General features: G+C 58.8%; 23 protein-coding genes and 4 tRNA genes. 8 read left to right on the top strand and 19 right to left on the bottom strand.

Annotated elements, in window-relative coordinates:
* Window positions 1-66: 66 nt before the first annotated feature.
* Complete coding sequence (locus tag LIY36_RS25115; protein WP_226457550.1) at window positions 67-1677, bottom strand: ATP-binding protein; 1611 nt, start codon at window positions 1675-1677, stop codon at window positions 67-69.
* The gene (locus LIY36_RS25110) at window positions 1674-2399 is read right to left on the bottom strand and encodes a response regulator (RefSeq protein WP_192300662.1); all 726 of its coding nucleotides are present in this window, start codon (window positions 2397-2399) and stop codon (window positions 1674-1676) included. Before LIY36_RS25110 ends, LIY36_RS25115 begins: the two co-directional genes overlap by 4 nt.
* Window positions 2400-3083: 684 nt before the next feature.
* Between LIY36_RS25110 and LIY36_RS25105 the strand changes: the two genes are divergently transcribed.
* A complete protein-coding gene (locus LIY36_RS25105; RefSeq protein ID WP_226457549.1) occupies window positions 3084-5978 on the top strand; it encodes a ribonucleoside-diphosphate reductase subunit alpha in 2895 nt (964 codons plus the stop codon).
* A gap of 93 nt (window positions 5979-6071) precedes the next feature.
* On the opposite strand, the gene LIY36_RS25100 is transcribed toward LIY36_RS25105, so the two are convergent.
* The 7 genes from LIY36_RS25100 to LIY36_RS25070 all read right to left on the bottom strand — a co-directional run bounded on the left by LIY36_RS25100 (window position 6072) and on the right by LIY36_RS25070 (window position 12462).
* Window positions 6072-7193: a hypothetical protein gene (locus LIY36_RS25100; RefSeq protein ID WP_226457548.1), complete on the bottom strand. Its 1122-nt coding sequence runs from the start codon at window positions 7191-7193 to the stop codon at window positions 6072-6074.
* A gap of 185 nt (window positions 7194-7378) precedes the next feature.
* Complete coding sequence (gene flgE / locus LIY36_RS25095) at window positions 7379-8698, bottom strand: flagellar hook protein FlgE (protein ID WP_192300660.1); 1320 nt, start codon at window positions 8696-8698, stop codon at window positions 7379-7381.
* A 33-nt stretch (window positions 8699-8731) separates the two neighbouring features.
* Complete coding sequence (gene flgD, locus LIY36_RS25090; protein WP_192300659.1) at window positions 8732-9454, bottom strand: flagellar hook assembly protein FlgD; 723 nt, start codon at window positions 9452-9454, stop codon at window positions 8732-8734.
* 16 nt (window positions 9455-9470) lie between these two features.
* Window positions 9471-9914, bottom strand: a complete 444-nt coding sequence (gene flgC, locus LIY36_RS25085) for a flagellar basal body rod protein FlgC (RefSeq protein ID WP_192300658.1) — start codon at window positions 9912-9914, stop codon at window positions 9471-9473.
* Window positions 9915-9917: 3 nt separating this feature from the next.
* The gene (gene flgB, locus LIY36_RS25080) at window positions 9918-10325 is read right to left on the bottom strand and encodes a flagellar basal body rod protein FlgB (RefSeq protein WP_159936855.1); all 408 of its coding nucleotides are present in this window, start codon (window positions 10323-10325) and stop codon (window positions 9918-9920) included.
* A gap of 332 nt (window positions 10326-10657) precedes the next feature.
* Window positions 10658-11485 (bottom strand): protein-glutamate O-methyltransferase CheR, encoded by an 828-nt coding sequence (cheR, locus tag LIY36_RS25075; protein WP_060756330.1) that lies wholly within the window; start codon window positions 11483-11485, stop codon window positions 10658-10660.
* A 44-nt stretch (window positions 11486-11529) separates the two neighbouring features.
* A complete protein-coding gene (locus tag LIY36_RS25070) occupies window positions 11530-12462 on the bottom strand; it encodes a chemotaxis protein CheV (protein ID WP_192300657.1) in 933 nt (310 codons plus the stop codon).
* 81 nt (window positions 12463-12543) lie between these two features.
* Between LIY36_RS25070 and flgA the strand changes: the two genes are divergently transcribed.
* The 4 genes from flgA to LIY36_RS25050 all read left to right on the top strand — a co-directional run bounded on the left by flgA (window position 12544) and on the right by LIY36_RS25050 (window position 15139).
* Window positions 12544-13308, top strand: coding sequence for a flagellar basal body P-ring formation chaperone FlgA (gene flgA / locus LIY36_RS25065; RefSeq protein WP_226457547.1), 765 nt, complete (start codon window positions 12544-12546; stop codon window positions 13306-13308).
* Between the two features lie 142 nt (window positions 13309-13450).
* Window positions 13451-13774 (top strand): flagellar biosynthesis anti-sigma factor FlgM, encoded by a 324-nt coding sequence (gene flgM, locus LIY36_RS25060; RefSeq protein ID WP_226457568.1) that lies wholly within the window; start codon window positions 13451-13453, stop codon window positions 13772-13774.
* A 48-nt stretch (window positions 13775-13822) separates the two neighbouring features.
* Window positions 13823-14293, top strand: coding sequence for a flagella synthesis protein FlgN (locus tag LIY36_RS25055; protein ID WP_192300655.1), 471 nt, complete (start codon window positions 13823-13825; stop codon window positions 14291-14293).
* 96 nt (window positions 14294-14389) lie between these two features.
* Entirely contained in the window at window positions 14390-15139 is a 750-nt protein-coding gene (locus LIY36_RS25050) for a flagellar brake protein (RefSeq protein ID WP_192300654.1), read from the top strand.
* Between the two features lie 61 nt (window positions 15140-15200).
* Here the strand turns inward: LIY36_RS25050 and LIY36_RS25045 are convergent, their stop codons facing one another.
* The gene (locus LIY36_RS25045; protein WP_226457546.1) at window positions 15201-16595 is read right to left on the bottom strand and encodes an MFS transporter; all 1395 of its coding nucleotides are present in this window, start codon (window positions 16593-16595) and stop codon (window positions 15201-15203) included.
* Window positions 16596-16863: 268 nt separating this feature from the next.
* Window positions 16864-16940: transfer RNA gene (locus LIY36_RS25040), tRNA-Arg, on the bottom strand.
* Between the two features lie 326 nt (window positions 16941-17266).
* On the opposite strand from LIY36_RS25040, the gene LIY36_RS25035 reads away from it, so the two are divergent.
* The 3 genes from LIY36_RS25035 (at window position 17267) to LIY36_RS25025 (ending at window position 18391) form a co-directional block, all read left to right on the top strand.
* Window positions 17267-17494, top strand: coding sequence for a hypothetical protein (locus LIY36_RS25035; protein ID WP_226457545.1), 228 nt, complete (start codon window positions 17267-17269; stop codon window positions 17492-17494).
* A gap of 10 nt (window positions 17495-17504) precedes the next feature.
* Window positions 17505-17684 (top strand): PA3371 family protein, encoded by a 180-nt coding sequence (locus LIY36_RS25030; protein ID WP_226457544.1) that lies wholly within the window; start codon window positions 17505-17507, stop codon window positions 17682-17684.
* Between the two features lie 380 nt (window positions 17685-18064).
* Window positions 18065-18391, top strand: coding sequence for an Arc family DNA-binding protein (locus tag LIY36_RS25025; protein WP_003193592.1), 327 nt, complete (start codon window positions 18065-18067; stop codon window positions 18389-18391).
* A gap of 103 nt (window positions 18392-18494) precedes the next feature.
* Here LIY36_RS25025 and mgtE read toward each other — a convergent pair whose 3' ends face one another.
* The 8 genes from mgtE to ltaE all read right to left on the bottom strand — a co-directional run bounded on the left by mgtE (window position 18495) and on the right by ltaE (window position 26248).
* Window positions 18495-19937, bottom strand: coding sequence for a magnesium transporter (mgtE, locus tag LIY36_RS25020; protein ID WP_192300650.1), 1443 nt, complete (start codon window positions 19935-19937; stop codon window positions 18495-18497).
* A 349-nt stretch (window positions 19938-20286) separates the two neighbouring features.
* Window positions 20287-20363 (bottom strand) — tRNA-Arg (locus LIY36_RS25015).
* Between the two features lie 72 nt (window positions 20364-20435).
* A tRNA-Arg gene (locus LIY36_RS25010) sits at window positions 20436-20512 on the bottom strand.
* A 107-nt stretch (window positions 20513-20619) separates the two neighbouring features.
* Window positions 20620-20710 (bottom strand) — tRNA-Ser (locus LIY36_RS25005).
* A 62-nt stretch (window positions 20711-20772) separates the two neighbouring features.
* Complete coding sequence (gene csrA / locus LIY36_RS25000; RefSeq protein WP_003175645.1) at window positions 20773-20961, bottom strand: carbon storage regulator CsrA; 189 nt, start codon at window positions 20959-20961, stop codon at window positions 20773-20775.
* 178 nt (window positions 20962-21139) lie between these two features.
* A complete protein-coding gene (locus LIY36_RS24995) occupies window positions 21140-22381 on the bottom strand; it encodes an aspartate kinase (RefSeq protein WP_192300649.1) in 1242 nt (413 codons plus the stop codon).
* A gap of 97 nt (window positions 22382-22478) precedes the next feature.
* Window positions 22479-25097 (bottom strand): alanine--tRNA ligase, encoded by a 2619-nt coding sequence (gene alaS / locus LIY36_RS24990; RefSeq protein WP_226457543.1) that lies wholly within the window; start codon window positions 25095-25097, stop codon window positions 22479-22481.
* Window positions 25098-25243: 146 nt separating this feature from the next.
* Window positions 25244-26248 carry a low-specificity L-threonine aldolase gene (ltaE, locus tag LIY36_RS24985; protein ID WP_226457542.1) on the bottom strand — a complete coding sequence of 335 codons (1005 nt, stop codon included), beginning with the start codon at window positions 26246-26248 and terminating at the stop codon, window positions 25244-25246.
* Window positions 26249-26396: the final 148 nt, after the last annotated feature.

The raw sequence follows: 26396 nt of genomic DNA, 5'->3' as shown, positions 1-26396 counted from the left end.
ATTTGAATGCATTCCCCTACTGGAACTCGGTCGAGTGTGGGAGCGGGCTTGCTCGCGAAAGCGGCCTCAAGGTTTCTCCTGATCCCTGGGCCAACTCAAGCTGAAACAAGCCCCACCCAGGTTGTTGCTCTTGCCGATCAACGCCCGCCCGCCATGCCAGTAGATGATCCGCCGCACGATCGACAACCCCAGCCCATGCCCACCGGAAGCACGGGTGCGGCTGTCATCCAAGCGCAGGAACGGCGTGAAGATGCGCTCCCAGGCGCTTTCCGGCACACCCGGTCCGTCATCCTCCACATCGATGCGGCAACGCACCTGGCCCACCTGGTAACTGATCAGCACCTGCCCCTGGGCGTGACGCATGGCGTTGCTCACCAGGTTTTGCAGGGCGCGGTGCAGGTAGCGCGGCTCGGCGTCGACCCAGGCGTCGTCCCAATGCGCCGAGGACAGGCAAATGCCACGGGCGACCGAGACTTGCGGGCGCAGTGGCGATAATTCGCCGATCACCTGATCGAGCAAGGCGTTGAGGTCGACACGCTGGAAATTCAGCTCCGGCGCGCCCTGTTCCAGGCGGGCATAGGTGAGCATTTCATCGACCAGGCCATCGAGATCCTGGATGTCACTGTCCATGCCCTCCAGGTATTTGTGTCGAGCCTCGGGCGTGGTGGCATCGCCCACCATCTCCAGGCCGAAGCGCAGGCGCGCCACCGGGGTGCGCAGTTCGTGGGACACCGCGCGCACCAGTTCGCGCTGGATCGCCAGCAATTGCTGCAAGTGCTCGGCCATGCCATTAAAGGCGGCAGCCAGGCGCCCCACCGAGTCGGCGCCACGGGCCGGCACGCGCACCTCCAGGCTACCTTTGGCGATCCGTGTGGCGGCGGCTTCCAGGCCGCGCAAGCGGCGCTCCAACTGGCGCACCAATAGATAGACGATCAAACCGATCAGGGTCAGGCCGATCAATGCGATCAGGATCAGCCATTGCGCCGGGTACGGGTTCATCTGATACAGCGGGCCGATTTCCAACACCCACGGCGTACCAACCATGCCGGCGAACACGCGGATCGAATCACCGCCCTTGCCAAGGGCCATCACCGTATCGCCTTCCGATACGCGGCGGCGCTGGTCGTCGTCCATATCGGTCTGGTCAAGGGCCATCAGGTGCATCTCGAAGCCAAAACCCTTGGCTTCCTTTATGTCCGCCAGGCGTTGCGGCTGTTCGGCGACCGGAAAACGCACCAGTTCGTCGGCCAGCAGGTAAATGGTCGCCCGGGCCAATTGCTCGCTGATCTGCTGCACTTCGCCGGTCAGTACCAGGGATTCGCGCTCGCTGACCAGGCGCAACACGCGCGCCGCATGGGGGCCGGTCTGCTGCACCAGCACCTGGCCGCGCTGCAGGCGATTGCGTTGGCTGAGGTCCAACTGCGCGTCGCTGAGGCTGCGCAACTCCAGGGGAATACCGAGCAAGCGCTCCCACACCGCCAGGGCGCGCTGGCGCTCGATGGCGCTCATGGGTTGCAGGTTATCGCCCATCAGGGCGAACGTGCCGTGGGCCAGGCGCTCGCGGTACTGGCCGCTGCGCACTTCGTTGAGCAGGTGCAGGGCGAGTACGCCGAGCAGCGCCACCAGGATCAGCGCCGCGCACATGCCGCCGTAGATGCGCAGGAAGATCGAGTTCACAGCGGCATATCGGCAGCGGCTTCGGGGACGAACAGATAGCCTTTGCTGCGGATGGTCTTGATCAGGCGCGGGTGGATCGGGTCATCGCCTATTTTCGGGCGGATGCGCGAGATACGCACATCTATGGAGCGGTCCTGGCCGTCGTAGCCGATGCCGCGCAGGGCGATAAAGATTTCTTCGCGAGACAGAATGCGCCCGGCATTCGCCACCAATAGCCATAACAGGTCGAATTCGGCGCTGGTCAGCTCGATGCCGCCGTCATGCAGCCAGGCTTCGCGCAGGGCGTTGTCCACCACCAACGGGCCGAATTGCAGGCGGCGCTGGTTTTCGACGATGGCCGCTTCGGCCGGTTCGCTGCGCCGCAGCAGGGCCTGGATGCGCGCCAACAAGAGGCGTGGACGCACGGGTTTGCACACGTAGTCGTCGGCGCCCATGTCCAGGCCGAGCACCTGGTCCATGTCGTCGGTACGCGCGGTGAGCATCAGGATCACGCCGTCGTAGCGCTCACGCACCTTACGGCAGATGCTCAGGCCGTCTTCGCCGGGGAGCATGAGGTCGAGGATCACCAGGTCAGGTTGTTCGGCAACGATACGCGCCGCGGCCAGGGCACCGTCGCTTTCCACCGATACGCGCAGGCCGTTGCTTTCCAGGTAATCACGGGTCAACTCGGCCAATCGCTCATCGTCCTCGACGATCAGTATCTGCCAGGCTTCTTGCTCCACGGGCGGTCCTCGTTGTTATTAGACATTCTTCTTACCCAGGGAGATCTGCATGTGGGAGCGGGCTTGCCCGCGAAAGCGCAGTGTCAGTCACCGAATCTGTTGCTGATACATCGCCTTCGCGGGCAAGCCCGCTCCCACAGTTTGATTTCCATCGGTCATACCCTGTTTGTCATGTTTCAGAGGCATAACAAAAGCCGATTGTAGCCATGCTCACGGCCTGTAGCACAAGGCGGGAAATCCATTCGGTGATCGCGATATTTTGTGATAGGGTTCGCGCCCTTCGAAAACGGCCCAGCTGTTTTAGGTCGGAAATATTTCATGACAAACGGTACAACGCAGCAGTAATGCGGCCTACACACACATTCAGCCTTTCATACACATTTTACCCACAGCGTTATCCACAGGTTACTGCGTTGCCAACCCTTCCGAAACGCATTATCTTGTACCTCGGCGACACAGCAGACCCTATATGTAGGGTTTTTGCGCAAAGCGCCCAACCACACAAGTGGTTCGATATTCAAGGGTTTTATTGCTAGCGCAGTAGGGAACCAACCGATTTTTCAGTAGACCAAACCGCTCACGCGGATGGCAGCTGTTTCCCATCCCCGATATGGAAAACGGTACGGGTGTTGCAGGAAAAGCCTGGCACTCGCAATCAAATATAGAACGCGGAGACAACCCCCCATGCAAACCGACACAACTCGCGAGAACCCGCAAGGCTCCGTGCCGCAGGCCGCTGATTCGAACCAGGATCTGTCCGCCACTGCACCAGGCCAATTGCGCGTGATCAAGCGTAACGGCACTGTCGTTCCTTACACCGATGACAAAATCACCGTCGCCATCACCAAAGCGTTCCTTGCAGTTGAAGGCGGCACCGCTGCTGCCTCGTCGCGCATCCACGACACCGTTGCCCGCCTGACCGAACAAGTCACCGCGACCTTCAAGCGTCGCATGCCGTCGGGCGGCACCATCCATATCGAAGAAATCCAGGACCAGGTCGAACTGGCCCTGATGCGTGCCGGCGAACAGAAAGTCGCCCGCGACTACGTGATCTACCGTGACGCCCGCTCCAAGGAACGCGCTGTCCGCACCCCGGCCGAAGACGCCGCGGTACAAGCTCACCCATCGATCCGCATCACCCTGGCCGACGGCACGTTTGCACCGCTGGACCTGGGCCGCCTGAACACCATCGTGACCGAGGCCTGCGAAGGCCTGGAAGAAGTCGACGGTGACCTGATCCAGCGCGAAACCCTGAAGAACCTGTACGACGGTGTAGCCCTGACCGACGTCAACACCGCCCTGGTGATGACCGCCCGTACCTTGGTTGAACGTGAGCCGAACTACTCGTTCGTGACCGCGCGCCTGCTGATGGACACCCTGCGTGCCGAAGGCCTGGGCTTCCTCGGCGTGGCCGACAGCGCGACCCACCACGAGATGGCCGACCTGTACGCCAAGGCCCTGCCGGCCTACATCGCCAAGGGTATCGAATTCGAATTGCTCAACCCGGTCCTGGCCAGCTTCGACCTGGAAAAACTCGGCAAGGCGATCAACCACGAGCGTGACCAGCAGTTCACCTACCTGGGCCTGCAAACCCTGTACGACCGTTACTTCATCCACAAGGACGGTATCCGCTTCGAACTGCCACAAGTGTTCTTCATGCGCGTGGCCATGGGCCTGGCGATCGAAGAGAAGCACAAAGAAGACCGTGCCATCGAGTTCTACAACCTGCTGTCGTCCTTCGACTACATGTCGTCGACCCCGACCCTGTTCAACGCCGGCACCCTGCGTCCACAGCTGTCCAGTTGCTACCTGACCACCGTGCCGGATGACCTGTCGGGCATCTACCACGCGATCCACGACAACGCCATGTTGTCCAAATTCGCCGGCGGCCTGGGCAACGACTGGACACCGGTGCGTGCGCTGGGTTCGTACATCAAGGGCACCAACGGCAAGTCCCAGGGCGTTGTACCGTTCCTGAAAGTGGTGAACGACACCGCCGTTGCGGTTAACCAGGGCGGCAAGCGCAAAGGCGCTGTGTGTGCCTACCTGGAAACCTGGCACATGGACATTGAAGAGTTCATCGAGCTGCGCAAGAACACCGGTGATGATCGTCGTCGTACCCACGACATGAACACCGCCAACTGGATCCCTGACCTGTTCATGAAGCGTGTCTTCGACGACGGCCAGTGGACCCTGTTCTCGCCATCCGAAGTGCCGGACCTGCACGACCTGACCGGCAAGGCCTTCGAAGAGCGCTACGAGTACTACGAAGCCCTGGCCCAGTACCCAGGCAAGATCAAGCTGTTCAAGACCATCCAGGCCAAAGACCTGTGGCGCAAGATGCTGTCCATGCTGTTCGAAACCGGTCACCCATGGCTGACCTTCAAAGACCCGTGCAACCTGCGCAGCCCGCAGCAGCACGTGGGCGTGGTCCACAGTTCGAACCTGTGCACCGAGATCACCTTGAACACCAACAAGGACGAGATCGCCGTTTGCAACCTGGGCTCGATCAACCTGCCGAACCACATCGTCAACGGCAAGCTGGACACCGCCAAGCTGGAACGTACCGTCAACACCGCAGTGCGCATGCTCGATAACGTGATCGACATCAACTACTACTCGGTGCCACAGGCGCAGAACTCCAACTTCAAGCACCGTCCGGTCGGCCTGGGCATCATGGGCTTCCAGGACGCTTTGTACCTGCAGCACATTCCTTACGGTTCGGATGCTGCGGTCGAGTTCGCCGACAAGTCCATGGAAGCGGTCAGCTACTACGCGATCCAGGCTTCCTGCGACCTGGCCGACGAGCGCGGTGCCTACGAGACGTTCCAGGGTTCGCTGTGGTCCAAAGGCATCCTGCCGCTGGATTCGCAACAGATCCTGATCGAGCAACGTGGCCAGAAGTACATCGACGTTGACCTGAACGAATCCCTGGACTGGGCGCCGGTACGTGCCCGCGTGCAGAAAGGCATTCGTAACTCCAACATCATGGCCATCGCGCCGACCGCGACCATCGCCAACATCACCGGCGTATCGCAGTCGATCGAACCGACCTACCAGAACCTGTATGTGAAATCGAACCTGTCGGGCGAATTCACCGTGATCAACCCGTACCTGGTTCGCGACCTAAAGGCCCGCGGCCTGTGGGACTCGGTGATGATCAACGACCTGAAGTACTACGACGGCTCCGTGCAGCAGATCGAGCGCATCCCGCAAGAACTCAAAGAGCTCTATGCGACCGCTTTCGAAGTGGACACCAAGTGGATCGTTGACGCCGCCAGCCGTCGTCAGAAGTGGATCGACCAGGCCCAGTCCCTGAACCTGTACATCGCCGGCGCATCGGGCAAGAAGCTGGACGTAACCTACCGCATGGCGTGGTACCGTGGCCTGAAAACCACTTACTACCTCCGTGCCCTGGCTGCGACCAGCACCGAGAAGTCGACCATCAACACCGGCAAGCTGAACGCTGTTTCCAGCGGCAACCACGGTGATGATTCGGTGCTCGCTGCCCCTGCCGGCCCGGCACCAGTGCCAAAAGCCTGCGCGATTGACGAGCCAGATTGCGAAGCCTGCCAATAAGCTGAGGCGATCCCGGGCGGAATGCCCGGGATTGATAAACCCGATAAACCCCGACTGCATAGGGTTTATCGGTTTTTTTGTTAAGCGCTGCAGTCAGATCAATGCGTACGCGATTCCTTGCTGAGGTCTGCCTCCTTTTTGCCCCCACAACTCGATGTTCCCCCCAATAACAGCCATTGAGTGCAGGTTGTAGGCCACCACCCCTAGTTGACCATTCGCGAGCTCATTGCTCGATGTTCGACGGTAACGGCCTTTCAAACCAAGGCGGTCTAGCGCCTCATGGGGCATTTCACCGTTGTTCAGGCTTTCCATCGCATGTCGAAAGCTGCGCTTGGCATCGTTGGGATTGTCATCCAGACCATTACCCTCAATCTGCGCGCGCTTGGCACTTGCCGCATACAGAAAGTTGGCGTTGGTCAGCATTTCTGGATCATCCCCCTCAAAGCCCGCATATGCTGCCGCCTCCCGCAATTCACTTTTGGACAACTTAAGGTTGAAGCCATCCTTCATCGTGACGTTATAGCCGTCGCCCGTATCAATGACCTTGTCGAAGATGTCCTGAGGGTTCTTGCCGTACTTCATCATCGCCGCCTTGATAGCTGAAACAGTCACACAGCTTCCATTGCCCCCCTGCCTGAAACCACTCCAGATGTTACCAGCCCCGAACTCTGTACTGGGTTTCTCCCCCGGTGTACCGGTGTTGGTCTTGTAGTCGTAGAAGCCAGCCCCCTTGCTGGGCTTTACATTGGACATCGGCTTCGAGTCACCAAAGTCATTTCGGTTGACACCACCGCCACCGCCACCTCCACCTCCACCTCCACCTCCACCTCCACCGCCACCGCCACCCCCACCGTTATCAATCGGTGGAGGTGGTGATCCGTCGTCTGGAAACAGGTCCGGGAACAACGCCTTCAAGAAAGCGAGCCAAGCCTCAGAAGCATTCTTCTTCAGTTGTTCGATGATCTCTTTGAACTTTTCCTCGCCGAGCTTCTTTCGCAGCTCATTGAGTTTGTCGCGCAAGTCCTGCTCGAGCTGAGTCTTGGACGTCTTCTGGGCGTCCTCCAACTCCTTGAGCAGGTTCGAAACGGTGTCTTTATCGGTATCGACCTTCTGCGTATCGTCGGTCTTGTCCTGGCTTTTTTTAAAACCGCCCGCATTGTTATGGCCGCTTAATCCCCCCCATGACACCTGGGCCGGCACGTTGACTCCAAACATATACCCCTCTCCCCCAGATGAATCCTTGTTGGCTTCATAGGTGGTAAAAAGGGCGTAATCCGTTCCAGCTTAAACCGCGTCAAAAATCGGATCTTCTGACGGGGAAAAGCCAGTGCAATGCAAGAAATACCTGCAAAAAAAAACCCCTCATCGAGGGGTTTTTCTTCACCATTTACAGGTCAGCATCACGTCATCTGAATGATGGTCTGCATGATGGTGCTCTGGGTGGAGATCGTCTTGGCGTTCGCCTGATAGTTGCTCTGGGCCTTGATCAGGTCCACCAGCTCATTGGTCAGGTTGACGTTGGAGTTCTCCAGGGAGTTGGCCACGATCGAACCCAGGGTGCCGGTTTGCGGGGCGTCGTAACCCGGCTGGCCCGATGCGAAGGTCTCTCTCCAGGTGGTGCCGCCCGATGGCTGCAGGCCCTGTTCGTTGTTGAAGCTGGCCAGGGAGATCTGGCCGATGGCCTTGCTCTGCTGGTTGCTGAACGTGGCGAACAGTACGCCGCTGCCGTCGATTTTCAAGCCAGTGATCTGGCCGGTGGCGTAGCCGTCGGTGACCGGCGGGTTACGGTAGCTGGCGGAGTTGTACTGGGTAATGTTGCCCATGTTGACGGCGATCCCGTCAGGGTTGGCTTTAGCACCGTTTTTCTGCCACAAGCCGTTGACCATGCCGCCTGGAACCCAGTCGTCAACGGTCATTGTGGTGCCAGCGACATTCGGCGCAACAATAGTCTTGAGTTTGCCGGCTTCGTCAAAGGTCAGCGTCGACGCGACAGGCGCCGTCACGCCGAATGGGTCGGAACCGCTGATGGCAGTACCGTCAGGGTTGCGGCCGTCGATCAAGGTGTAGGACTTCCAGACGTTGGAGCCCGTCTTGACCATGTACTGCACCATCGAGTGGGCGTTGCCCTGGGTATCGTAAAGCGTGGTGGAGTACTGGGTGTTGAAGCTGTCGGTCTTGGTAGGATCAAACGGGTGTGCCGTCTGGTCGATCGGCAGGTCCGACGAATTCAGGTTACTGGTGGAATCCACCTTGGTGGACGCCTTTGGCGGCAGGCTCGACAGGTTCAGTTGCAGGTCGACCAGGCCACCCTTGACGATCTTGCCATTGTCATCCGCCGCATAGCCTTGCAGGCGCGAGGTGCCAGTGTTGTTGGTGATGTAACCATCTTTGTCGGCACGGAAGGCGCCGCTACGGGTGTATTCCAGCGAGCCGTCGCTGCCCTTCTGTACGAAGAAGCCGCCGCCCTGGATCGCCATGTCCAGCACGCCGCCGCTGTTGTTGACGTCACCCTGGGTGAACTGCTGGGACACCGCCGCCAGGTTCACCCCGTTACCGATGCTGTTCTGGCCGGTACCCAGTTTGGACGCGGCGTAGATGTCCGCGAATTCCGCACGGGACGATTTGAAGCCAGTGGTCGCGACGTTGGCGATGTTGTTGCCGGTCACGTCCAGTTGTTTGTTGGCCGCATAGAGGCCGCTAAGGCCGATGTTAAAAGACATGCTTCTCTCCCTTTCTGCCGTATTTAGCCGGCTCTATGTACCGATAGTCTGAATTTGCGACAGCTTGACGCTGCCCATGCCGCCCGCCAGGTTCAGCAGCATTTCGCCGCCGGTCTTGCTCAGGGTCACGCTGGTGACCGTGGCTGGCAGCGAAGTGCTCAAGGCAACGGCGTCGCCCTTGTCGTTCTTGGTGGTGGCCGCGAAGGTGTAGGTGCCCGCTGGAGCAACCTCGCCCTTTTCGTTCTTGCCATCCCAGATAAAGTCGGAAGTGCCGGCACTCTGGGCGCCCATGTCGATGGTGCGTACCACGTTGCCGTCTTTGTCGGTGATCTTGATGGAGACGTTGCCCACCGCCGAAGTCACCGCGACCGAACCGGTCATGCTCTTGCTCGTATCCACCAGGGCCTTGTCGGTCTGGGTGATGATCGAACGCCCCACCAGCGACGAAGCCTGCAGCGCTTGCGACGAGCTGAAGTTGCTGGAGATCGCATTCACCGAGTCGTTCAGCGTGTTGATGCCTTCCAGGCTGCTGAACTGCGCCAGCTGGGCCACGAACGCGCCGTTGTCCTGAGGCGACAGCGGGTTCTGGTTCTTCAGCTGAGTCACCAGCAATTGCAGGAATGCATCCTTGCCCAGGGACTGGTTGCCCGTGGCAGCGGTGGCAGCGCTCGCAACATTGTTGGTGGCAGTGTTGACCTTCGTGTTGAAAAGGTTCTGCACCGCTGTATTGGTTGATGTTGTATCAACGATAGCCATTATTCGGCGCCCCTTATCACTGACCCAGGGTCAGGACCTTTTGCATCATGGTTTTGGCGGTGTTCATCATTTCCGCGTTGGTCTGGAACGAGCGACTGGCGGAAATCATGTCAGCCATTTCCTCGACCACGTTGACGTTGGGGTAGTACACGTAACCCTTTTCGTTCGCGGCAGGGTGGTTGGGTTCGTAGCGGGCTTCGAGGTTGCTCTGGTCTTCGACCACGCCCAACACCTGCACGCCGGAACCTGCGGCACCCTGCTCCTGGAACAGCGAGTCGCTGCCGCCGTTCTGACCGGCCTGGAACATGGTGGCGAACACTGGGTGGCGGGCGCGGTAGGTCTGGTCAATGCTCGACGACACGGTTTCGGCGTTGGCGATGTTACTGGCGACGGTGTTCAGACGCGTGGTCTGGGCGCTCATGCCACTACCGGCAATATTGAAAACACTGGACAGGGACATGGCTTACTCTCCACGCAGGGCTGACATCAGCCCTTTGAATTTGCTGTTGAGCAGGGTGAAGCTGGCCTGGAAGTTCACCGAGTTCTCGGCGTAGGCCGATTGCTCCAGCTGGGCGTCGACGGTGTTCTGGTCGATCGACGGCTGCATCGGCGTGCGATACAGCAGCGACTCGTCCCCACTGCTCAGGCCTTGCGCTTCGATATGACGGTTGTTGGTCATGTTCAAGGCGAAGGTGCCGTTCTTGTTCTTGTCCTGCTGTGCGGCGAGCACGGCGGAGAAGTCCAGGTCCCGAGCCTTGTAGTTCGGGGTATCGGCGTTGGCAATGTTGTTGGCCAGGACTTCGGCACGCTGGGCGCGGAAGCCCAGGGCTTGTTCGTGGATACCGAGCGCTTTATCGAAGCTGATGCTCATGGCGGAAACCTTTAGGCTGACCTGCTTTTCGTTAACAGGGTTATAGCAAGGTGTGTGCCAATTCTTCGAAGGCCCGTGTTTCAGGGCTTTGCGGGGAAGTTGCCGGGCGGCAATGCCAGAAAAGCGGCAATGGGTTTCCGCGTGGTGCCAGTAAAGCGGCAATGGGGTTTGCCGCTATTGAGAGGATTGCCGCAAAAACAACTGTGGGAGCTGGTTTGTGTGGGAGCTGGCTTGCCTGCGATGCAGACACCTCGGTACTTCAGTGATACAGAGGTGATGCTATCGCAGGCAAGCCAGCTCCCACACAAGCCTGGCTCCCACGTTTTTGATGCTTACTTGGCCTGGTAGATGATCCCAGGGCTGCACTGCACCATCTGGTAGTGATCCGGCAGACCGTTCAACGCCTCGGAAGCACCAAGGAACAAATAGCCGCCACGCTTGAGCGTGCCATGGATGCGCAACAGGATGTCTTTCTTCACTTCGGCCGAGAAGTAGATCAGCACGTTGCGGCAGAACACCATGTCGAACTTGCCCAGGCTGGCGTAGCTGTCGAGCAGGTTGAACGAGCGAAACTCCACCCGGTTCTTGATCGGCGCCTTGACCGCCCAACGTCCTGCCCCTTTCGGCTCGAAGTAACGTTGCAGGCGCTCCTGGGACAAGCCACGGCCCAGCGCCAGGCTGTCGTATTCGCCGGTCTTGCAGTTGGTGAGCATGGTGCCGGACAAGTCGGTGGCGACGATCTGCGCACCGGCCTTGAGCTGGCCCATGTTGGTCCGCTCGAACTCATCGATGGACATCGAGATCGAATACGGTTCCTGCCCCGAGGAGCAGGCCGCCGACCAGATGCGCAAGCGCTGGCCCGGGCTAGCCTTGATGGCCTCCGGAAGCACTTTGCTCTTGAGCACTTCAAACGGGTAGGTATCACGAAACCACAGGGTTTCGTTGGTGGTCATGGCATCGACCACCATTTCCTTGAGCCCGCTGCGCGGCTGGCCCTGGATACGCTGCACCAACTCACCCAGGGATTTGATGCCCTGCTGTTCCATCAGTTTGTTGAGACGGCTGGATACCAGGTACTGCTTGTTTTCACCGAGCAATATGCCACAGGCTTTTTCCAGGAAGACCCGGAACTGTTCGAAATCCAAATTACCCGTAGACAATGATACCGCCTCTTAAATCGTGTGACCGCCAGGGGCAAATGCCCCTAGCCGTGATCTGCTGCCTTGATCCGGTCGACTACCCGGTTTGCCAGGTCATCAGGGCGGAATTTGGCCAGGAAGTCATCGGCACCGACTTTCTTGACCATCGCCTGATTGAATACGCCTGACAATGAAGTATGCAGGATGATATGCAATTTTTGCATGCGTGGATCGTTGCGGATCTCGGCCGTGAGGGTGTATCCGTCCATTTCCGGCATCTCGATGTCGGAAATCATCATCAAGAACTCTTCTTCCGGCTTCTTGCCGTCATCCACCAGCTTGCGCAGGTAATCCAGGGCCTGGCGGCCGTCATTGAGCGCCACCACCTCAACACCGATGGTTTCCAGGCAACGGGTCACCTGTTTGCGCGCCACCGACGAGTCGTCCACCGTCAGCACACGCAGCGAAATTGCCTTGTGTGCGGTTTCAGCGTCGACCACACCCACCGAAATCGATTCCGAGGTCGGCGCCACTTCGGCGAGGATCTTCTCCACGTCGATGATTTCCACCAACTGGTTATCGACCCGCGTCACCGCCGTGAGGTAGTGATCGCGGCCGGTGCCCTTGGGTGGTGGATGGATCTCTTCCCAGTTCATGTTGACGATGCGCTCCACCGAGCGCACCAGGAACCCCTGGGTCTTGGTGTTGTACTCGGTAATGATCACGAACGGGCTTTCGCGGTCCTGCAAACCGGACGAACCAGTGGCGAGGGCCAGGTCAAGAATCGGGATGGTCGCACCACGGATGTTGGCGACGCCACACACCACCGGGCTGGACTTGGGCATGATCGTCAGCTTGGGACATTGCAGCACCTCCCGCACCTTGAATACGTTGATGCCATATAGCTGTTTGCCATCCAGGCGAAAAAGCAACAACTCCAGGCGATTCTGCCCTACCAGCTGTGTGCGCTGGTTTACTGAATCCATTACTCCTGCCATGCCCAGACTCCTACGCTAAAACCTTTGAGGGTGCGACGCGCACCCAACTCTAAACGGCACGAGCTTTGCTAATTATTGGCTATGGATATTAAAACGACAGTTTCCCGACGCCTTCAATTACCACGGTACAGCAGATTGCTCTGCGTCTCGCTGGCATTGTTCGCCCTGGGCCTCAACAGCGCGGCCCGCGCGGACAACGTCACCTTGCCTGATCTACTTATCGGCGTCACTCAGGGGTTTCTTGAGTTCACTGTAGAAGATTATCTGGCAACCACACAGACACCGGGGCGTTATGAAATCCAAGTCAACCCATTGGACCCGCGTTTGCGCATGCCAATGTGCGACAAGGAATTGACAGCCACCCTGGAAAGCCCCGCCCAGCCCATTGGTCGCGTGACGGTCAAAGTGCGCTGCGAAGGCGCGTCACCCTGGACGGTGTTCGTGCCGGCGCAGGTCAAACTGTTCCGCGATGTGGTGGTGGTCGCCCGCCCGCTGAAGCGCACCGGCATCATCGGTCTAGACGATGTTGTACTGCGTGAACGCGACATCAGCCTGATCAGCCAGGGCTACCTCACCTCCGTGGACCAGGCCGTCGGGCAGAAATTGACCCGACCAGTGGTCACCGATCAGGTCATTACCCTGGTGCATCTGGAGCAGGCCGAGGTAATTCGCAAAGGTGATCAGGTGGTTATTTCCGCGAGCAGCGGTGCGTTGCAGGTGAAAATGCCAGGGGAAGCGCTGTCCAACGGCGGCATGAGCGAACAGATACGGGTAAAGAACCTCAACTCCAATCGAGTGATCAAGGGGCGGGTGACAGCCCCGGGGCAAGTCGAAGTGGCTTTATAGATCACTGGTATCGGGCGCCGGCTTTTTCTACACTGTGCGTCAGACGTCAGCGCGCGCAGGTTTATTGTCAATCGAGCCTAAAGTTTGTCCGGGTATGGCCGAAAACATGGCAAGCGTCCAAATACCCAGAGGTTTTTTTATCATGGTCATCGATTTCAGCCGTTTAAACAGTACCCAGGCTTTGCCCGGCTCTACGCGCACCAGCGGTGCCAAGGACAGCGTAGAAGCCAAGTCACAACCGCTGCCCGCCAAGGCAGAACAGGTTGGCGCCAGCCAAAGCGGGGAATCCGTACACCTGAGCAATGAGGCTCAACAGTTGCAGAAGGTCACTGACTCGCTGCGCGATCAGCCGATTGTCAATAAGGCCCGCGTGGCCGAATTGAAACAAGCAATCGCCGATGGCAGCTACAAAGTCGACAGCAACCGTGTAGCCAGCAAGCTGCTTAACTTCGAAGCCGAGCGCTAGGCAAAGGCCTGCGCCGGGCTTTTGGACGCTTAAACCCCAAGGCCAGCCATGCACCACGACGAAAACCTGCTTCAACTGATCATTGATGATCTCGCGCCGACGCAACATTTGCTCGAGCTGCTAAAAGAAGAATCCCTGGCCCTCTATGGCCGGGACATGCCCCTGCTGGAAGAAATCCTGGCACGCAAGCAGTCGTTGATCGTGCTGCTGGAACAACACGGCAAGAAACGCAGTGAAATTCTCCTCAGCCTGGGCCTGCCCGCTGACCACGACGGCCTCGCACAATTGGCCAGTCACTCCTCCGTCGGCGACCAGTTGCTGGCGCAGAGCAAAGAACTCAATCAATTGCTCGCCCAATGCCAGGAAGCCAACCTGCTCAACGGTCAGTCGATCCAACTTCAGCAAGCCACGACCGCCAACCAGTTGCGTATACTCCATGGCGGTGAGCCTCCAGCCTTGTACAACGCCCAAGGCTCCACCTCACGCCTGGTCAAGCCAAGCACCCGCAGCCAAGCCTGATGCCGGTTTACAGCGCGCCCTATCCAAGGCGCGCCACATACTGGCAAAATGCCGGTTCTTGCGTGTAGTCGTATTTTGTCTGGAGATGGAAGAACCGTGTTCAACGCCCTTAATGCGGAAGATGCACCGCAGCCACCCAAGGTACTCACTACGCCCCTGGAAATTGTCGGCACCTTGCGGATGCTGCAAGAAAGCCACGACCCGCTGATCATCACCTTCCACGAACGCAGCCAGCGCTTCCAAAGCTATCTGGTGGACGTCGACCGGGACAAAAAGACCCTGGCACTGGACGAAATGATTCCGCGCGATGGCGAGCGCTTCCTCGAAAGCGGCGAACCGTTTCGCATCGAAGGTTTCCACGAAGGCGTGCGCGTCGCCTGGGAAAGCAACGGCACCTACACCATCAGTGAAAAAGACGGCCACCGTATCTACACCGGCAGCATGCCGGACGAGGTGGTCTACCATCAGCGCCGCAATGCCTTTCGCGCCGCGCTGAAGCTGGCACAACTGGTGAACATCGAGCTGGGCGGCGAGAAACTCAAGGCGCCGGTCAGCGGCAAGCTGCTGGACATCTCCGCCACTGGCTGCAAATTGCGTTTTGAAGGCGACATCTCCGAGCGCCTGCAACTGGGCCAGGTCTATGACCGCTTTATCGCCGCCCTGCCCTTCGGCAGCATGACCACCTCCGTCGAACTGCGTTACCTGCACTTCGAAGAGAAGATCAACACCACCTTCGCTGGCGTGCGCTTCCACAACATGAGTGGCCTGGTACAACGCCAGGTCGAACGGTTTGTGTACCAACTGCAACGTGAAGCACGGCGTTTTGACAAAGACGACGACTTTTAAGCCTTAACACATGCAGCAAAAAAAACGGGCAGATCCTGATGGGATCTGCCCGTTTTTGCATTCAGGGGCGTGCCCTGCTCAAGTCATGGGGATGCTCTTCGGGGCCCAAGGGCTCCGGTGGCCCTTCGAAGGCAGGCTCTTCAACCGCTGGCTGTGCATCGGCTTCAGTCTCGACCTCAGGCTCTTGCGGCGCAGCGGTCTGCATCTGCTCTTGCACCACCTGTTCATCGACCCGTGGGTCCAGCGCCGCCACCAGCGGCGAACTGGACATGCTGTCGGGCATGGCCACGTGATGCAGCGGCGCATCGTCCACCTGATGCAGATTGGTCACCGCCTTCGGCCGGATGCGCCACACCAGGATCAACGCACACAGGCTGAAGAACGCGTACAGCATTTGGCTGCCGAACAGCTTCATCACCACACCGGCCAGCAACGGCCCGATACTGGCACCCACGCCGTAGGTCACCAGCAGCATCGCGGTGAGCGAGACGCGGCGATCACCTTCCACGTGGTCATTGGAGAACGCCACAGCCAGCGGATACAGACAGAACTGCACCAGGGAACACACGAACCCAGCCACGAACAGCACTTCCAACGGCACCTGGGTGAGCACCGCCAACGGCAACGCCGCCACCGCCAGGCACAGCGCGAAACAACGAATCAACAGGGCGCGATCATAGCGATCAGACAACCAGCCCAACGGCCACTGCACCACCAGACCGGCAAAAATGCAGCTACCCATGAACAGACCGACCTGCTCGGTGCTCAAGCCTTGCTGCGAGGCATACAGCGGCGCCAGGCCGTAGAACGAACCGACGATCAACCCCGCGCCCAGCACCGTACTCAGCGACTGCGGCACCCGCTTGATAAAGAAGCGCGGCTCCATCGGCGCCGGATGCAGCGGCGCCGGGTGAATCCGCCGGGTCATCGCCACCGGCACCAGGCACAGGGCAAAGCACAACGCGACCAACATCAGCAATTCGAGGCCGAGCTGGGGGTGCATCACCAGGATCAATTGACCCAGCACCAGCCCCAGGTAGGAGGCGATCATGTAGCCACTGAACACCACACCGCGCTGCTTGGCGTCCGCCTGTTCATTCAGCCAACTCTCGATGACCATGTACTGGCACATCATCCCCAGGCCGACAATGACCCGCAGTACGATCCACGCCGGCAGCCAGTCAATCAGGCCATGCCCCAGCACCGCCGCGCCGACGATCCCGGCACAGGTGGCATACGCGCGGATATGCCCGACCCGGGCAATCAGGCGATGCCCGATCTTGCCGCCCAGCACCAGGCCAAAGTAGTTGGCCGCCATCAGCGCACCGACCCACAGGCTATCCACATGGTCGGCTGCCAGGCGCAAGGCCAGGTAAGTACTGAGCAGGCCGGAGCCGATCAGCATCATCAAAGAGGCGAAATAAAGGGCTCGAAAAGATTTCCAGATCTGGCGCATCGGCGTTCCGAGCGGCTCCTTGCGGTGAGAGACAGGACTATCGGCATGATAGTCCTGGGTGGGCGGGTCCGGACAGGCGGCATATGCTGTTTCCGGGGATTATTTTGCTTAACCGTCAGACGCTGCCCGGCTGGCTGCAAGGTACATAGATCGTGATAAATACACCGCGCACCTGCTGTGAACCCTGAACAGCGTCAAGGTTCGACACATCTTTGAAAAGCACCCACAAAAAAGCCCCGCCAGAACAATCTGTGCGGGGCTTTGGATCTGGTGTCCCAGGGCCGGTTCGAACGGCCAACCTTCCCCTTAGGAGGGGGATGCTCTATCCAATTGAGCTACTGGGACCAATGACCGTCATCTCGCCAAGGGGCGGTGCGACGGACGGCGTGCATGTTAACGGCCGGGTTGGGTTTTGTCATGTCGTCTGTAGGCTTTTTGAGTGTAGGCCGCAGCTTACCGGGGTGGCTGCCGTTTGGTCCCGTGGAACCGGGCACTTGGTGCCATCGTGCAAAATGCATTACCCCAAAATGCCAGCATTGCAAATTGCAATAAAACAGCCCACCAAACTACACTTAAGTCACTGATTTTATTGAATTAAAACCTTGGCACGGGTTCTGCAATACTTCCCTTATAAAACCAACTCGGCCATGCCTGCTGCGGAGAACATGATTATGAACAGCGCCCTTCTGTTAGCTCTCAACACCGCAGCCCTGGCGGCATTGGTGGCCTTCCATTTCCAATCGAACACTAGCGACGACACCGCGCAGCTGCACCAGCCCGTGCCCCATCATTTGCAACAGCGTCCGCAACTGGCCGTGATGGCCGTCAAACCGCAATCCGACATTCACCTGACCCAGGGCACTCAAGCAGCGCCATCCGCCGAACACTGGGTTTTCTGAGGATGCCGCAATGAACAAGTCCGCCTGGCTGTTTCTCTGCCTGACCCTGGCCAGTGCCATCCTGGGACTGAATGCCAGCGCGCGGGACGTGCAATCCAGCGCATTCATCGCCAGCGGCGTGTTTGCCGGCATTCTGTTGCTGACCCTCATCGTGGGTCGCCGGATCAAATTCGACCCCGTACTGCGCTGACTCCCACCTACCTTATGTCGCCTCGTGCTAGTAAATCGGCAGATTGCCACTAGTCTTAAATTCAAGGGCAAAAGGCCACTTTGCTATACGATGTGCGCCCTAAAACCCTTTTGCGGCCGGGCTTTGCGCGATCATTACTGGATGAAATCCTTCGCCGAAAAGTTTTCCAACCAGTCCGCAAAAATGCAAATCAGTGCTGGCATTAAGCCTTTAGGCAGTTCAATATTTGTCATAGAATTGACGCCAAGGAACTGGCAAATCTGAGGCATGATGCGGCCTCTTTGCAATTCAGGTTGAACTTTGGTCGTGAGCCTTGTCTTAACACTCATCGCTTGCGGCCAATTCCAGAAACCGCTCCCCTGAACTAACCGGTTAAATATATGCGCCCATTGAAACAGGCAATTTATTCCAGCCGTACGGCTGACAAGTTCGTCGTACGTCTGCCAGACGGAATGCGGGAACGCATTGCCGAGGTGGCTCGCAATCATCACCGCAGCATGAACTCCGAAATCATCGCGCGCCTGGAGCAAAGCCTTATTCAGGAAGGTGCGTTGGGCGAAGAGTTGAGCATGCGCCTGGACAGCCCCGAGCTGTCACTGCACGAACGCGAACTGCTGCAGCGTTTTCGTCAGCTCTCCCACCGCCAGCAAAATGCTCTCGTCTCGCTTATCGCGCACGACGTTGAGGCGGCCGCAGAAGCCAATTGATCTGCACCTGAAAGCCGAAGCCAGCCATGTGCTGGCTTTTTTTTGCCCGGGATTTGAGAAGAGGATGCAGCAAGGGGGCAGAGCTGCCCCCATCGGGGTTGGATCAAAGCAGGAAGATCGTTGCCAACCCCAGGAAGATGAAGAAGCCACCACTGTCGGTCATCGCGGTGATCATCACACTGGCACCCATCGCAGGGTCACGTCCGAGGCGGGCCAGGGTCATGGGGATCAACACACCCATCAAGGCGGCCAGCAGCAGGTTGAGGGTCATGGCGGCCGTCATCACGACGCCGAGCGACCAACTGCCGTAGAGCAAGTAAGCCACCACACCAATTACCCCACCCCACACAAGACCGTTGATCAAGCCAACCGCCAGCTCCTTGCGCAGCAAGCGCGATGAATTGGCGGTACTCACCTGATCCAGCGCCATGGCACGCACGATCATGGTAATCGTCTGGTTACCCGAGTTGCCGCCGATGCCGGCCACAATCGGCATCAGCGCCGCAAGGGCCACCAACTTCTCGATCGAGCCCTCGAACAACCCAATCACCCGCGACGCAATAAATGCGGTAATCAGGTTAATCGCCAACCACGCCCAACGGTTATGCAGTGAGCGCCAGACCGATGCAAAAATGTCTTCCTCTTCACGCAAACCCGCCATGTTGAGGACTTCGGTCTCACTTTCCTCACGAATCAAGTCGACCATTTCATCGATGGTCAAACGACCAATCAGCTTGCCGTTCTTGTCGACTACCGGCGCCGAGATCAAGTCGTAACGCTCGAACGCCTGGGCAGCCTCGTACGCATCTTCGTCCGGGTGAAAACTCACCGTGTCGCTGGCCATCAGGTCCGCAACTTTCTTGTCCGGATCATTGACCAGCAAACGCTTGATCGGCAGCACACCCTTGAGAATGCCTTCGTAGTCGACCACGAACAGTTTGTCGGTATGGCCAGGCAGCTCTTTCAGCCGGCGCAGGTAGCGCAGAACCACTTCCAGGCTGACGTCTTCGCGGATGGTGACCATCTCGAAGTCCATCAGGGCGCCGACCTGGTCCTCGTCATAGGACAGCGCGGAGCGCACTCGCTCACGTTGCTGGCCGTCGAGGGCCTCCATCAGCTCGTGCACGACGTCACGCGGCAGCTCGGGGGCCAAGTCAGCGAGTTCGTCGGCGTCCATCTCCTTGGCCGCAGCCAGGAGCTCGTGATCGTCCATGTCGGCGATCAGGGTTTCACGGACCGAGTCGGATACTTCGAGAAGGATGTCGCCGTCGCGGTCAGCCTTGACCAACTGCCAGAGGGTCAGTCGATCATCGAGCGGCAAGGCTTCGAGGATGTAAGCGACGTCGGCGGAGTGCAGATCATCGAGCTTGCGTTGCAACTCGACGAGGTTTTGGCGGTGGACCAGATTTTCGACGCGGTCGTGGTTCGGACCTTCCTGGCGATGCGTAAGGTCTTCGACCACACGCTGGCGCTGCAGCAGCTCGATGACTTGAGCCAGGCGATCCTGCAGGCTTTCTTGTGTTTTCTTTACTTCTACTTCGGTCATAGGCGAACTCCACTCCCAGCAGCGGGGCACGCCGGAAGGATCAATCAGTCAATTCATGATTGGTAAAACGGGGTACTGAGTAACTACTGGGTAAGTCCATGGAGGTATTCCACAAGCCCCGGCGGGGCTGACGGGCGCAATGATACACCGCCCGACCGCTTTAAACGTTAAAAAACTGGCAAGAACAAGCGCTTGCGAGCAAAAGCTGAGCAATGGCTGGATCTATGAACTGCGACGACGCTGCCCGAAAGGAAAACACATGACGTAGGAGAAAAGATAAAATCCAGGATCATTCCCACACAAACCCCAGACGGCAAAAAGCCCGCACTAGGCGGGCTTTTTGTTTGTATGGTGCACTCGACAGGATTCGAACCTGTGACCGCTCGGTTCGTAGCCGAGTACTCTATCCAGCTGAGCTACGAGTGCAGATTGTGTTTTTAGACCAGATCACAACTGGTTGGAGCCAAGCCAACTGCATTACTGCAACTGACTCTTAAATGGTGCACTCGACAGGATTCGAACCTGTGACCGCTCGGTTCGTAGCCGAGTACTCTATCCAGCTGAGCTACGAGTGCATTTGTTGCCGCGCATTATAGGCCGTTCAATCTCTATGTAAAGCTATTTTTTCGTTTAATTTCAACAACTTACGAAAAAACCAGATTGCAACGTACTAAACAAATAATGGCGGAGAACGGGGGATTCGAACCCCCGACACCCTTTTGAGGTGTACTCCCTTAGCAGGGGAGCGCCTTCGGCCACTCGGCCAGCTCTCCGCAACACGGGGCGTATATTAACCACGTTCATCCCCGTTTGCAAACATAAAAAACGATAAAAATTAAAGGCTTGGTTCTTCGTCCTTCTCTTTCTTGATCCGCAGGTAGATTTCCTCACGGTGGACCGCTACCTCTTTCGGAGCGTTAACCCCAATACGCACTTGATTGCCTTTGACGCCGAGCACAGTCACGGTGATTTCGCCATCACCAATAATCAGGCTTTCTGCGCAACGACGAGTCAGAATCAGCATACCTTTCTCCTCACGCATTTCAGTTCAGGAACAACAGTCTGCAAAAAAAAGGCGTTCGACCTACAACCCAAAGGCCATGGCCCTACCCGCCTAAGTATTGTCGAGCCCACGCAAAAGAACATGCGCCCTACAAAAAAAGGAAAGGCGCGGTAAACCGCGCCTTCCTGGCATTACCGCATCACTCGCCCTGTCGGGCCGGAGCGTCGAGCTCGAACGCGGTATGCAGCGCGCGGACAGCCAGTTCCAGGTACTTCTCTTCGATCACCACCGAGACCTTGATCTCCGACGTGGAGATCATCTGGATGTTGATGCTTTCCTTGGCCAGGGCGCCAAACATGCGGCTGGCAACGCCGGCATGGGAACGCATACCCACGCCCACGATCGACACCTTGGCAATCTTGGTGTCACCCACCACTTCACGCGCGCCAATCTCGCTGGCAGTGTTTTCCAGGATCTTGAACGCCGCATCGTACTCGTTGCGGTGCACGGTGAAGGTGAAATCGGTGGTGTTATCGTGCGAAACGTTCTGCACGATCATGTCGACTTCTACATTCGCATTGCTGATCGGGCCGAGAATCTTGAAGGCCACACCCGGGGTGTCTGGCACGCCACGGATGGTCAGCTTGGCTTCATCACGGTTGAAAGCGATACCGGAAATGATCGGCTGTTCCATGGATTCCTCTTCATCAATAGTAATGAGGGTGCCCGGACCCTCTTTGAAGCTGTGCAATACGCGCAGCGGAACGTTGTACTTGCCGGCGAATTCCACCGCACGGATCTGCAATACCTTGGAACCGAGGCTGGCCATTTCCAGCATCTCTTCAAAGGTGATCTTGTCCAGGCGCTGGGCCACGGACACCACACGTGGGTCAGTGGTATAGACGCCATCCACATCGGTGTAGATCTGGCACTCGTCAGCCTTGAGAGCCGCTGCCAGCGCCACGCCGGTGGTGTCCGAACCGCCACGCCCGAGGGTGGTGATGTTGCCGTGCTCGTCCACACCCTGGAAGCCGGCTACAACTACCACGCGCCCTGCTTTCAGATCAGCACGAATTTTCTGATCGTCAATCTGCAGGATGCGCGCCTTGGTGTGTGCGCTATCGGTGAGGATGCGCACCTGGCTGCCAGTGTAGGACACCGCCGGCACACCGCGCTTGTTCAGCGCCATGGCCAGCAACGCGATGGTCACCTGCTCGCCGGTAGACACGATCACATCCAGCTCACGCGGCAGCGGCGCTTGATCACCGCTGATAGCCTTGGCCAGGTCGATCAGGCGATTGGTCTCGCCACTCATGGCCGACAGCACCACCACCAGGTCGTCGCCGGCATCGCGGAATTTCTTAACCTTGTCGGCCACCTGCTCGATTCGTTCGACGGAGCCGACCGAGGTGCCTCCAAATTTCTGTACGATCAAAGCCATTTCTAAGCCGCCTCAGCCCGTAAAGGGGCGCCCAATAAACAAATCTTCCAGCACCGGAGCGAGCCCATGACTAGACCATGGGCTCAATCATGGCGCCTTAAATACCCGCCTCGACAAACGGCACGGTCAGGGCCAGGGCCGCGTCCAGGGCACCGGCGTCTACACCACCGCCTTGCGCCATGTCCGGACGACCACCCCCCTTCCCGCCCACTGCCGCAGCGGCTTGTTTCATCAAATCACCGGCCTTGAGTTGGCCAGTCAGGTCCTTGGTTACACCGGCAACCAGAACGACCTTATCCTCATGGACACCGCCGAGCAGGATCACTGCGCGGCCGAGCTTGTTCTTCAACTGATCGACCAAGGCCAACAGCGCCTTGCCGTCCTGACCGTCCAGGCGCGCGGCCAGGACTTTCACGTCCTTGACGTCCACCGCAGAAGCCGACAGATCGTCGCCCGCCGCACTGGCTGCCTTGGCCTGCAACTGCTCCAGCTGTTTCTCCAGGGCGCGGTTGCGCTCCAGCACGGCGGACAGCTTGTCGATCAGGTTGTCGCGGCTGCCCTTGACCAGGCTGGCCGCTTCCTTGAGTTGTTCTTCGGCCGCATTGAGGTAGGCCAGAGCCGCAGCACCGGTCACTGCCTCGATACGCCGTACACCGGACGCCACGCCACCTTCGCTGATGATTTTCAGCAGGGCGATGTCGCCGGTGCGGTTGGCGTGGATACCGCCACACAGTTCCACCGAGAAATCACCGCCCATGCTCAGCACACGCACGCTGTCGCCGTACTTCTCGCCGAACAGCGCCATGGCGCCCTTGGCCTTGGCGGTCTCGATATCGGTTTCTTCGGTTTGCACCGGGGTGTTCTTGCGGATCTCGGCGTTGACGATGTCTTCCAGGGCCTTGATCTGCTCCGGCTTGATCGCTTCGAAGTGACTGAAGTCGAAACGCAGGCGCTGGCTATCGACCAACGAACCCTTCTGCTGAACGTGATCGCCCAGCACCTGACGCAGTGCAGCGTGCAACAAGTGAGTGGCCGAGTGGTTCAGCGCCGTGGCGTGGCGCACGTTGGCGTCGACCTGAGTGTCAACCGGCGCACCAACGGTCAGGTTGCCCAACACCAACTTGCCGTGATGCAGGAACGCACCGCCAGTCTTGGTGGTGTCGCGCACTTCAAACCGACCGGACGTCGAACTGAGGAAACCACAGTCACCAACCTGGCCACCGGACTCGGCGTAGAACGGCGTCTGGTCCAGGACGACTACCGCCTCCTCGCCTTCGTTCAACACGTCGACCGACTTGCCGTCTTTATAGATGGCAACGATCTTGGCCGAGCCCACGGTAGCGCTATAGCCGGTGAACTCGGTCGGCACATCAACCTTGACCAAGGTGTTGTAGTCCAGGCCAAAGGAACTGGCGGAGCGTGCACGCACACGCTGGGCTTCCATCTCGCGCTCAAAACCGGCTTCGTCGATGGTCAGTTCACGCTCACGGGCGATGTCGGCAGTCAGGTCCATCGGGAAGCCGTAGGTGTCATACAGCTTGAACACCACGTCGCCCGGCACCACGGTGCCTTTGAGCCCGGCCAGATCTTGCTCGAGGATTTTCAGGCCGTGCTCGAGAGTCTTGGAGAACTGCTCTTCTTCAGCCTTGAGCACGCGCTCGATGTTGCCTTGCTGCTGCTTGAGCTCCGGGAAGGCATCGCCCATCTCGGCAACCAGTGCGGCGACGATCTTGTAGAAGAAGCTGCCAGTGGCGCCCAGCTTGTTACCGTGGCGGCAGGCGCGGCGGATGATGCGGCGCAGCACATATCCACGGCCTTCGTTCGACGGCAGCACGCCATCGGCGATCAGGAAGCCGCAGGAACGGATGTGATCGGACACCACCTTGAGCGAAGACTGGTTGTCATTGGCACAGCCAATGGCCGCCGCCGAGGCGCTCAGCAGGTTGGTGAACAGGTCGATTTCGTAGTTGGAATGCACGTGCTGCATCACCGCACTGATCCGCTCCAGGCCCATGCCGGTGTCGACCGACGGCGCTGGCAACGGATGCAACACGCCATCGGCGGTGCGGTTGAACTGCATGAACACGTTGTTCCAGATCTCGATGTAACGGTCGCCGTCTTCTTCCGGCGAGCCCGGCGGGCCACCCCAGATGTCGGCGCCGTGGTCGTAGAAGATCTCGGTGCAAGGGCCGCACGGGCCGGTATCGCCCATGGTCCAGAAGTTATCGGAAGCGTACGGCGCGCCTTTGTTGTCGCCGATACGGATCATGCGCTCTTCAGGCACGCCGATTTGCTGGGTCCAGATGTCATACGCTTCGTCGTCCGTCGCGTAGACGGTGACCCAGAGTTTTTCCTTCGGCAGCTTCAGCACGCCGGTCAGGAAGGTCCAGGCGAAGGTGATCGCATCTTTCTTGAAATAGTCGCCAAAGCTGAAGTTGCCCAGCATTTCGAAGAACGTGTGGTGACGCGCGGTGTAACCGACGTTTTCCAGGTCACTGTTCTTGCCGCCGGCGCGTACGCACTTCTGGCTGCTGGTGGCGCGGGTGTAGGCGCGCTTTTCCTGGCCCAGGAAGCAGTCCTTGAACTGGTTCATCCCCGCGTTGGTGAACAGCAGGGTTGGGTCATTGCCTGGGATCAAGGAGCTGGAGGCTACACGGGTGTGGCCTTGCTCTTCGAAGAAGCGAAGGAAGGCTTCACGGATTTCTGCGCTTTTCATTAGGTTCTTCCACGGAGGCTGCGGCCAAAGGCCAGTGCGCAACATCATCAGACGGAGCGACGGCAAAGGGCCGCATTATATCGGCCCTTTGCCGGTGGTACAGCGTGTTTATACGATTGAAAGGTTCAATTGGACGGTCTGCAGGCTCATTTGCGCGAAAATTCGACGAATGTCGCCAGCACCTGCTCGATCTGCGCGCGGCTCACATCCAAATGGGTGACCAGGCGCAGGCGCGGTGCGGCGCTCAACTTGATCCCGCGCTCGGCCGCGAACGCCTTCAGTGCCTGGGCCTGGTCGCCGACCTGCACGTAGACCATGTTGGTCTGCACCGGCTCCACTTCATAGCCAGCCTTGCGCAACTCGTCCCCCAGCCATTGGGCGTTGGCGTGGTCGTCGGCCAGGCGCTGTACCTGATGATCCAATGCATACAGCCCCGCCGCCGCCAGTGAGCCGGCCTGGCGCATGCCGCCGCCAACCATCTTGCGCAGGCGTCGCGCCTTGGCGATCAACGCCTTCGAACCGCAGAGCACCGAGCCAATCGGCGCGCCGAGGCCTTTGGACAGGCACACCGAAACCGAATCGAAATGCTGGGCGATTTCCCGCGCATCCACCCCCAGCTTGACCGCTGCGTTATAGATCCGCGCACCGTCCAGGTGCAGCGCCAGGCCATGTTCACGGGTGAACGCCCGCGCCTTGGCCAGGTACGCCAGCGGCAAAACCTTGCCCTGCATGGTGTTTTCCAGCGCCAGCAGGCGAGTGCGGGCGAAGTGGAAGTCGTCCGGCTTGATCGCCGCCAGCACCTCGTGCAAATCCAGCGAACCGTCCGCCTGCACTTCCAGCGGTTGCGGCTGGATCGAACCGAGCACCGCCGCGCCACCGCCTTCGTATTTGTAGGTGTGGGCTTGCTGGCCGACGATGTACTCCTCGCCGCGCTCACAATGGGCCATCAACGCCAGCAGGTTGCTCATGGTGCCGGTGGGCACGAACAACGCCGCTTCAAAGCCCAGGCGCTTGGCCATTTCGGCTTCCAGATGGTTGACGCTGGGGTCTTCGCCGTACACGTCATCGCCGCTGGCGGCAGTGGCCATCGCGTCTCGCATGCCGGGGGTGGGTTGGGTCACGGTGTCGCTGCGCAGGTCGATCACAGACATGAAACGGGCCTCTAAGGGTTGGGTAAGTCCTTTTGAAGGTCATTACTGCGGGCAACGCCACAGAATATCAAGCCCCAGGCCTATTCAATCGAATACCAACCAAACAAACCGATATAGCCTATCGATACGACAGCCGTGCAGTTTTTGA

It is taken from the genome of Pseudomonas sp. AF03-9, assembly GCF_020515815.1.
In the GTDB taxonomy this organism is placed as follows: Bacteria; Pseudomonadota; Gammaproteobacteria; order Pseudomonadales; family Pseudomonadaceae; genus Aquipseudomonas.
This window is presented reverse-complemented; position numbering and strand designations above follow the sequence as displayed.

Excerpts from the sequence above, each read along its gene's own strand:
- LIY36_RS25105 (WP_226457549.1), top strand. The coding sequence starts at position 3,084 with ATGCAAACCGACACAACTCGCGAGAACCCGCAAGGCTCCGTGCCGCAG.
- LIY36_RS25100 (WP_226457548.1), bottom strand. The coding sequence starts at position 7,193 with ATGTTTGGAGTCAACGTGCCGGCCCAGGTGTCATGGGGGGGATTAAGC.
- flgE (WP_192300660.1), bottom strand. The coding sequence starts at position 8,698 with ATGTCTTTTAACATCGGCCTTAGCGGCCTCTATGCGGCCAACAAACAA.
- flgD (WP_192300659.1), bottom strand. The coding sequence starts at position 9,454 with ATGGCTATCGTTGATACAACATCAACCAATACAGCGGTGCAGAACCTT.
- flgC (WP_192300658.1), bottom strand. The coding sequence starts at position 9,914 with ATGTCCCTGTCCAGTGTTTTCAATATTGCCGGTAGTGGCATGAGCGCC.
- flgB (WP_159936855.1), bottom strand. The coding sequence starts at position 10,325 with ATGAGCATCAGCTTCGATAAAGCGCTCGGTATCCACGAACAAGCCCTG.
- LIY36_RS25070 (WP_192300657.1), bottom strand. The coding sequence starts at position 12,462 with ATGGCAGGAGTAATGGATTCAGTAAACCAGCGCACACAGCTGGTAGGG.
- flgA (WP_226457547.1), top strand. The coding sequence starts at position 12,544 with ATGGATATTAAAACGACAGTTTCCCGACGCCTTCAATTACCACGGTAC.
- flgM (WP_226457568.1), top strand. The coding sequence starts at position 13,451 with ATGGTCATCGATTTCAGCCGTTTAAACAGTACCCAGGCTTTGCCCGGC.
- LIY36_RS25055 (WP_192300655.1), top strand. The coding sequence starts at position 13,823 with ATGCACCACGACGAAAACCTGCTTCAACTGATCATTGATGATCTCGCG.
- LIY36_RS25045 (WP_226457546.1), bottom strand. The coding sequence starts at position 16,595 with ATGCGCCAGATCTGGAAATCTTTTCGAGCCCTTTATTTCGCCTCTTTG.
- LIY36_RS25035 (WP_226457545.1), top strand. The coding sequence starts at position 17,267 with ATGAACAGCGCCCTTCTGTTAGCTCTCAACACCGCAGCCCTGGCGGCA.
- LIY36_RS25030 (WP_226457544.1), top strand. The coding sequence starts at position 17,505 with ATGAACAAGTCCGCCTGGCTGTTTCTCTGCCTGACCCTGGCCAGTGCC.
- LIY36_RS25025 (WP_003193592.1), top strand. The coding sequence starts at position 18,065 with ATGCGCCCATTGAAACAGGCAATTTATTCCAGCCGTACGGCTGACAAG.
- mgtE (WP_192300650.1), bottom strand. The coding sequence starts at position 19,937 with ATGACCGAAGTAGAAGTAAAGAAAACACAAGAAAGCCTGCAGGATCGC.
- csrA (WP_003175645.1), bottom strand. The coding sequence starts at position 20,961 with ATGCTGATTCTGACTCGTCGTTGCGCAGAAAGCCTGATTATTGGTGAT.
- LIY36_RS24995 (WP_192300649.1), bottom strand. The coding sequence starts at position 22,381 with ATGGCTTTGATCGTACAGAAATTTGGAGGCACCTCGGTCGGCTCCGTC.
- alaS (WP_226457543.1), bottom strand. The coding sequence starts at position 25,097 with ATGAAAAGCGCAGAAATCCGTGAAGCCTTCCTTCGCTTCTTCGAAGAG.
- ltaE (WP_226457542.1), bottom strand. The coding sequence starts at position 26,248 with ATGTCTGTGATCGACCTGCGCAGCGACACCGTGACCCAACCCACCCCC.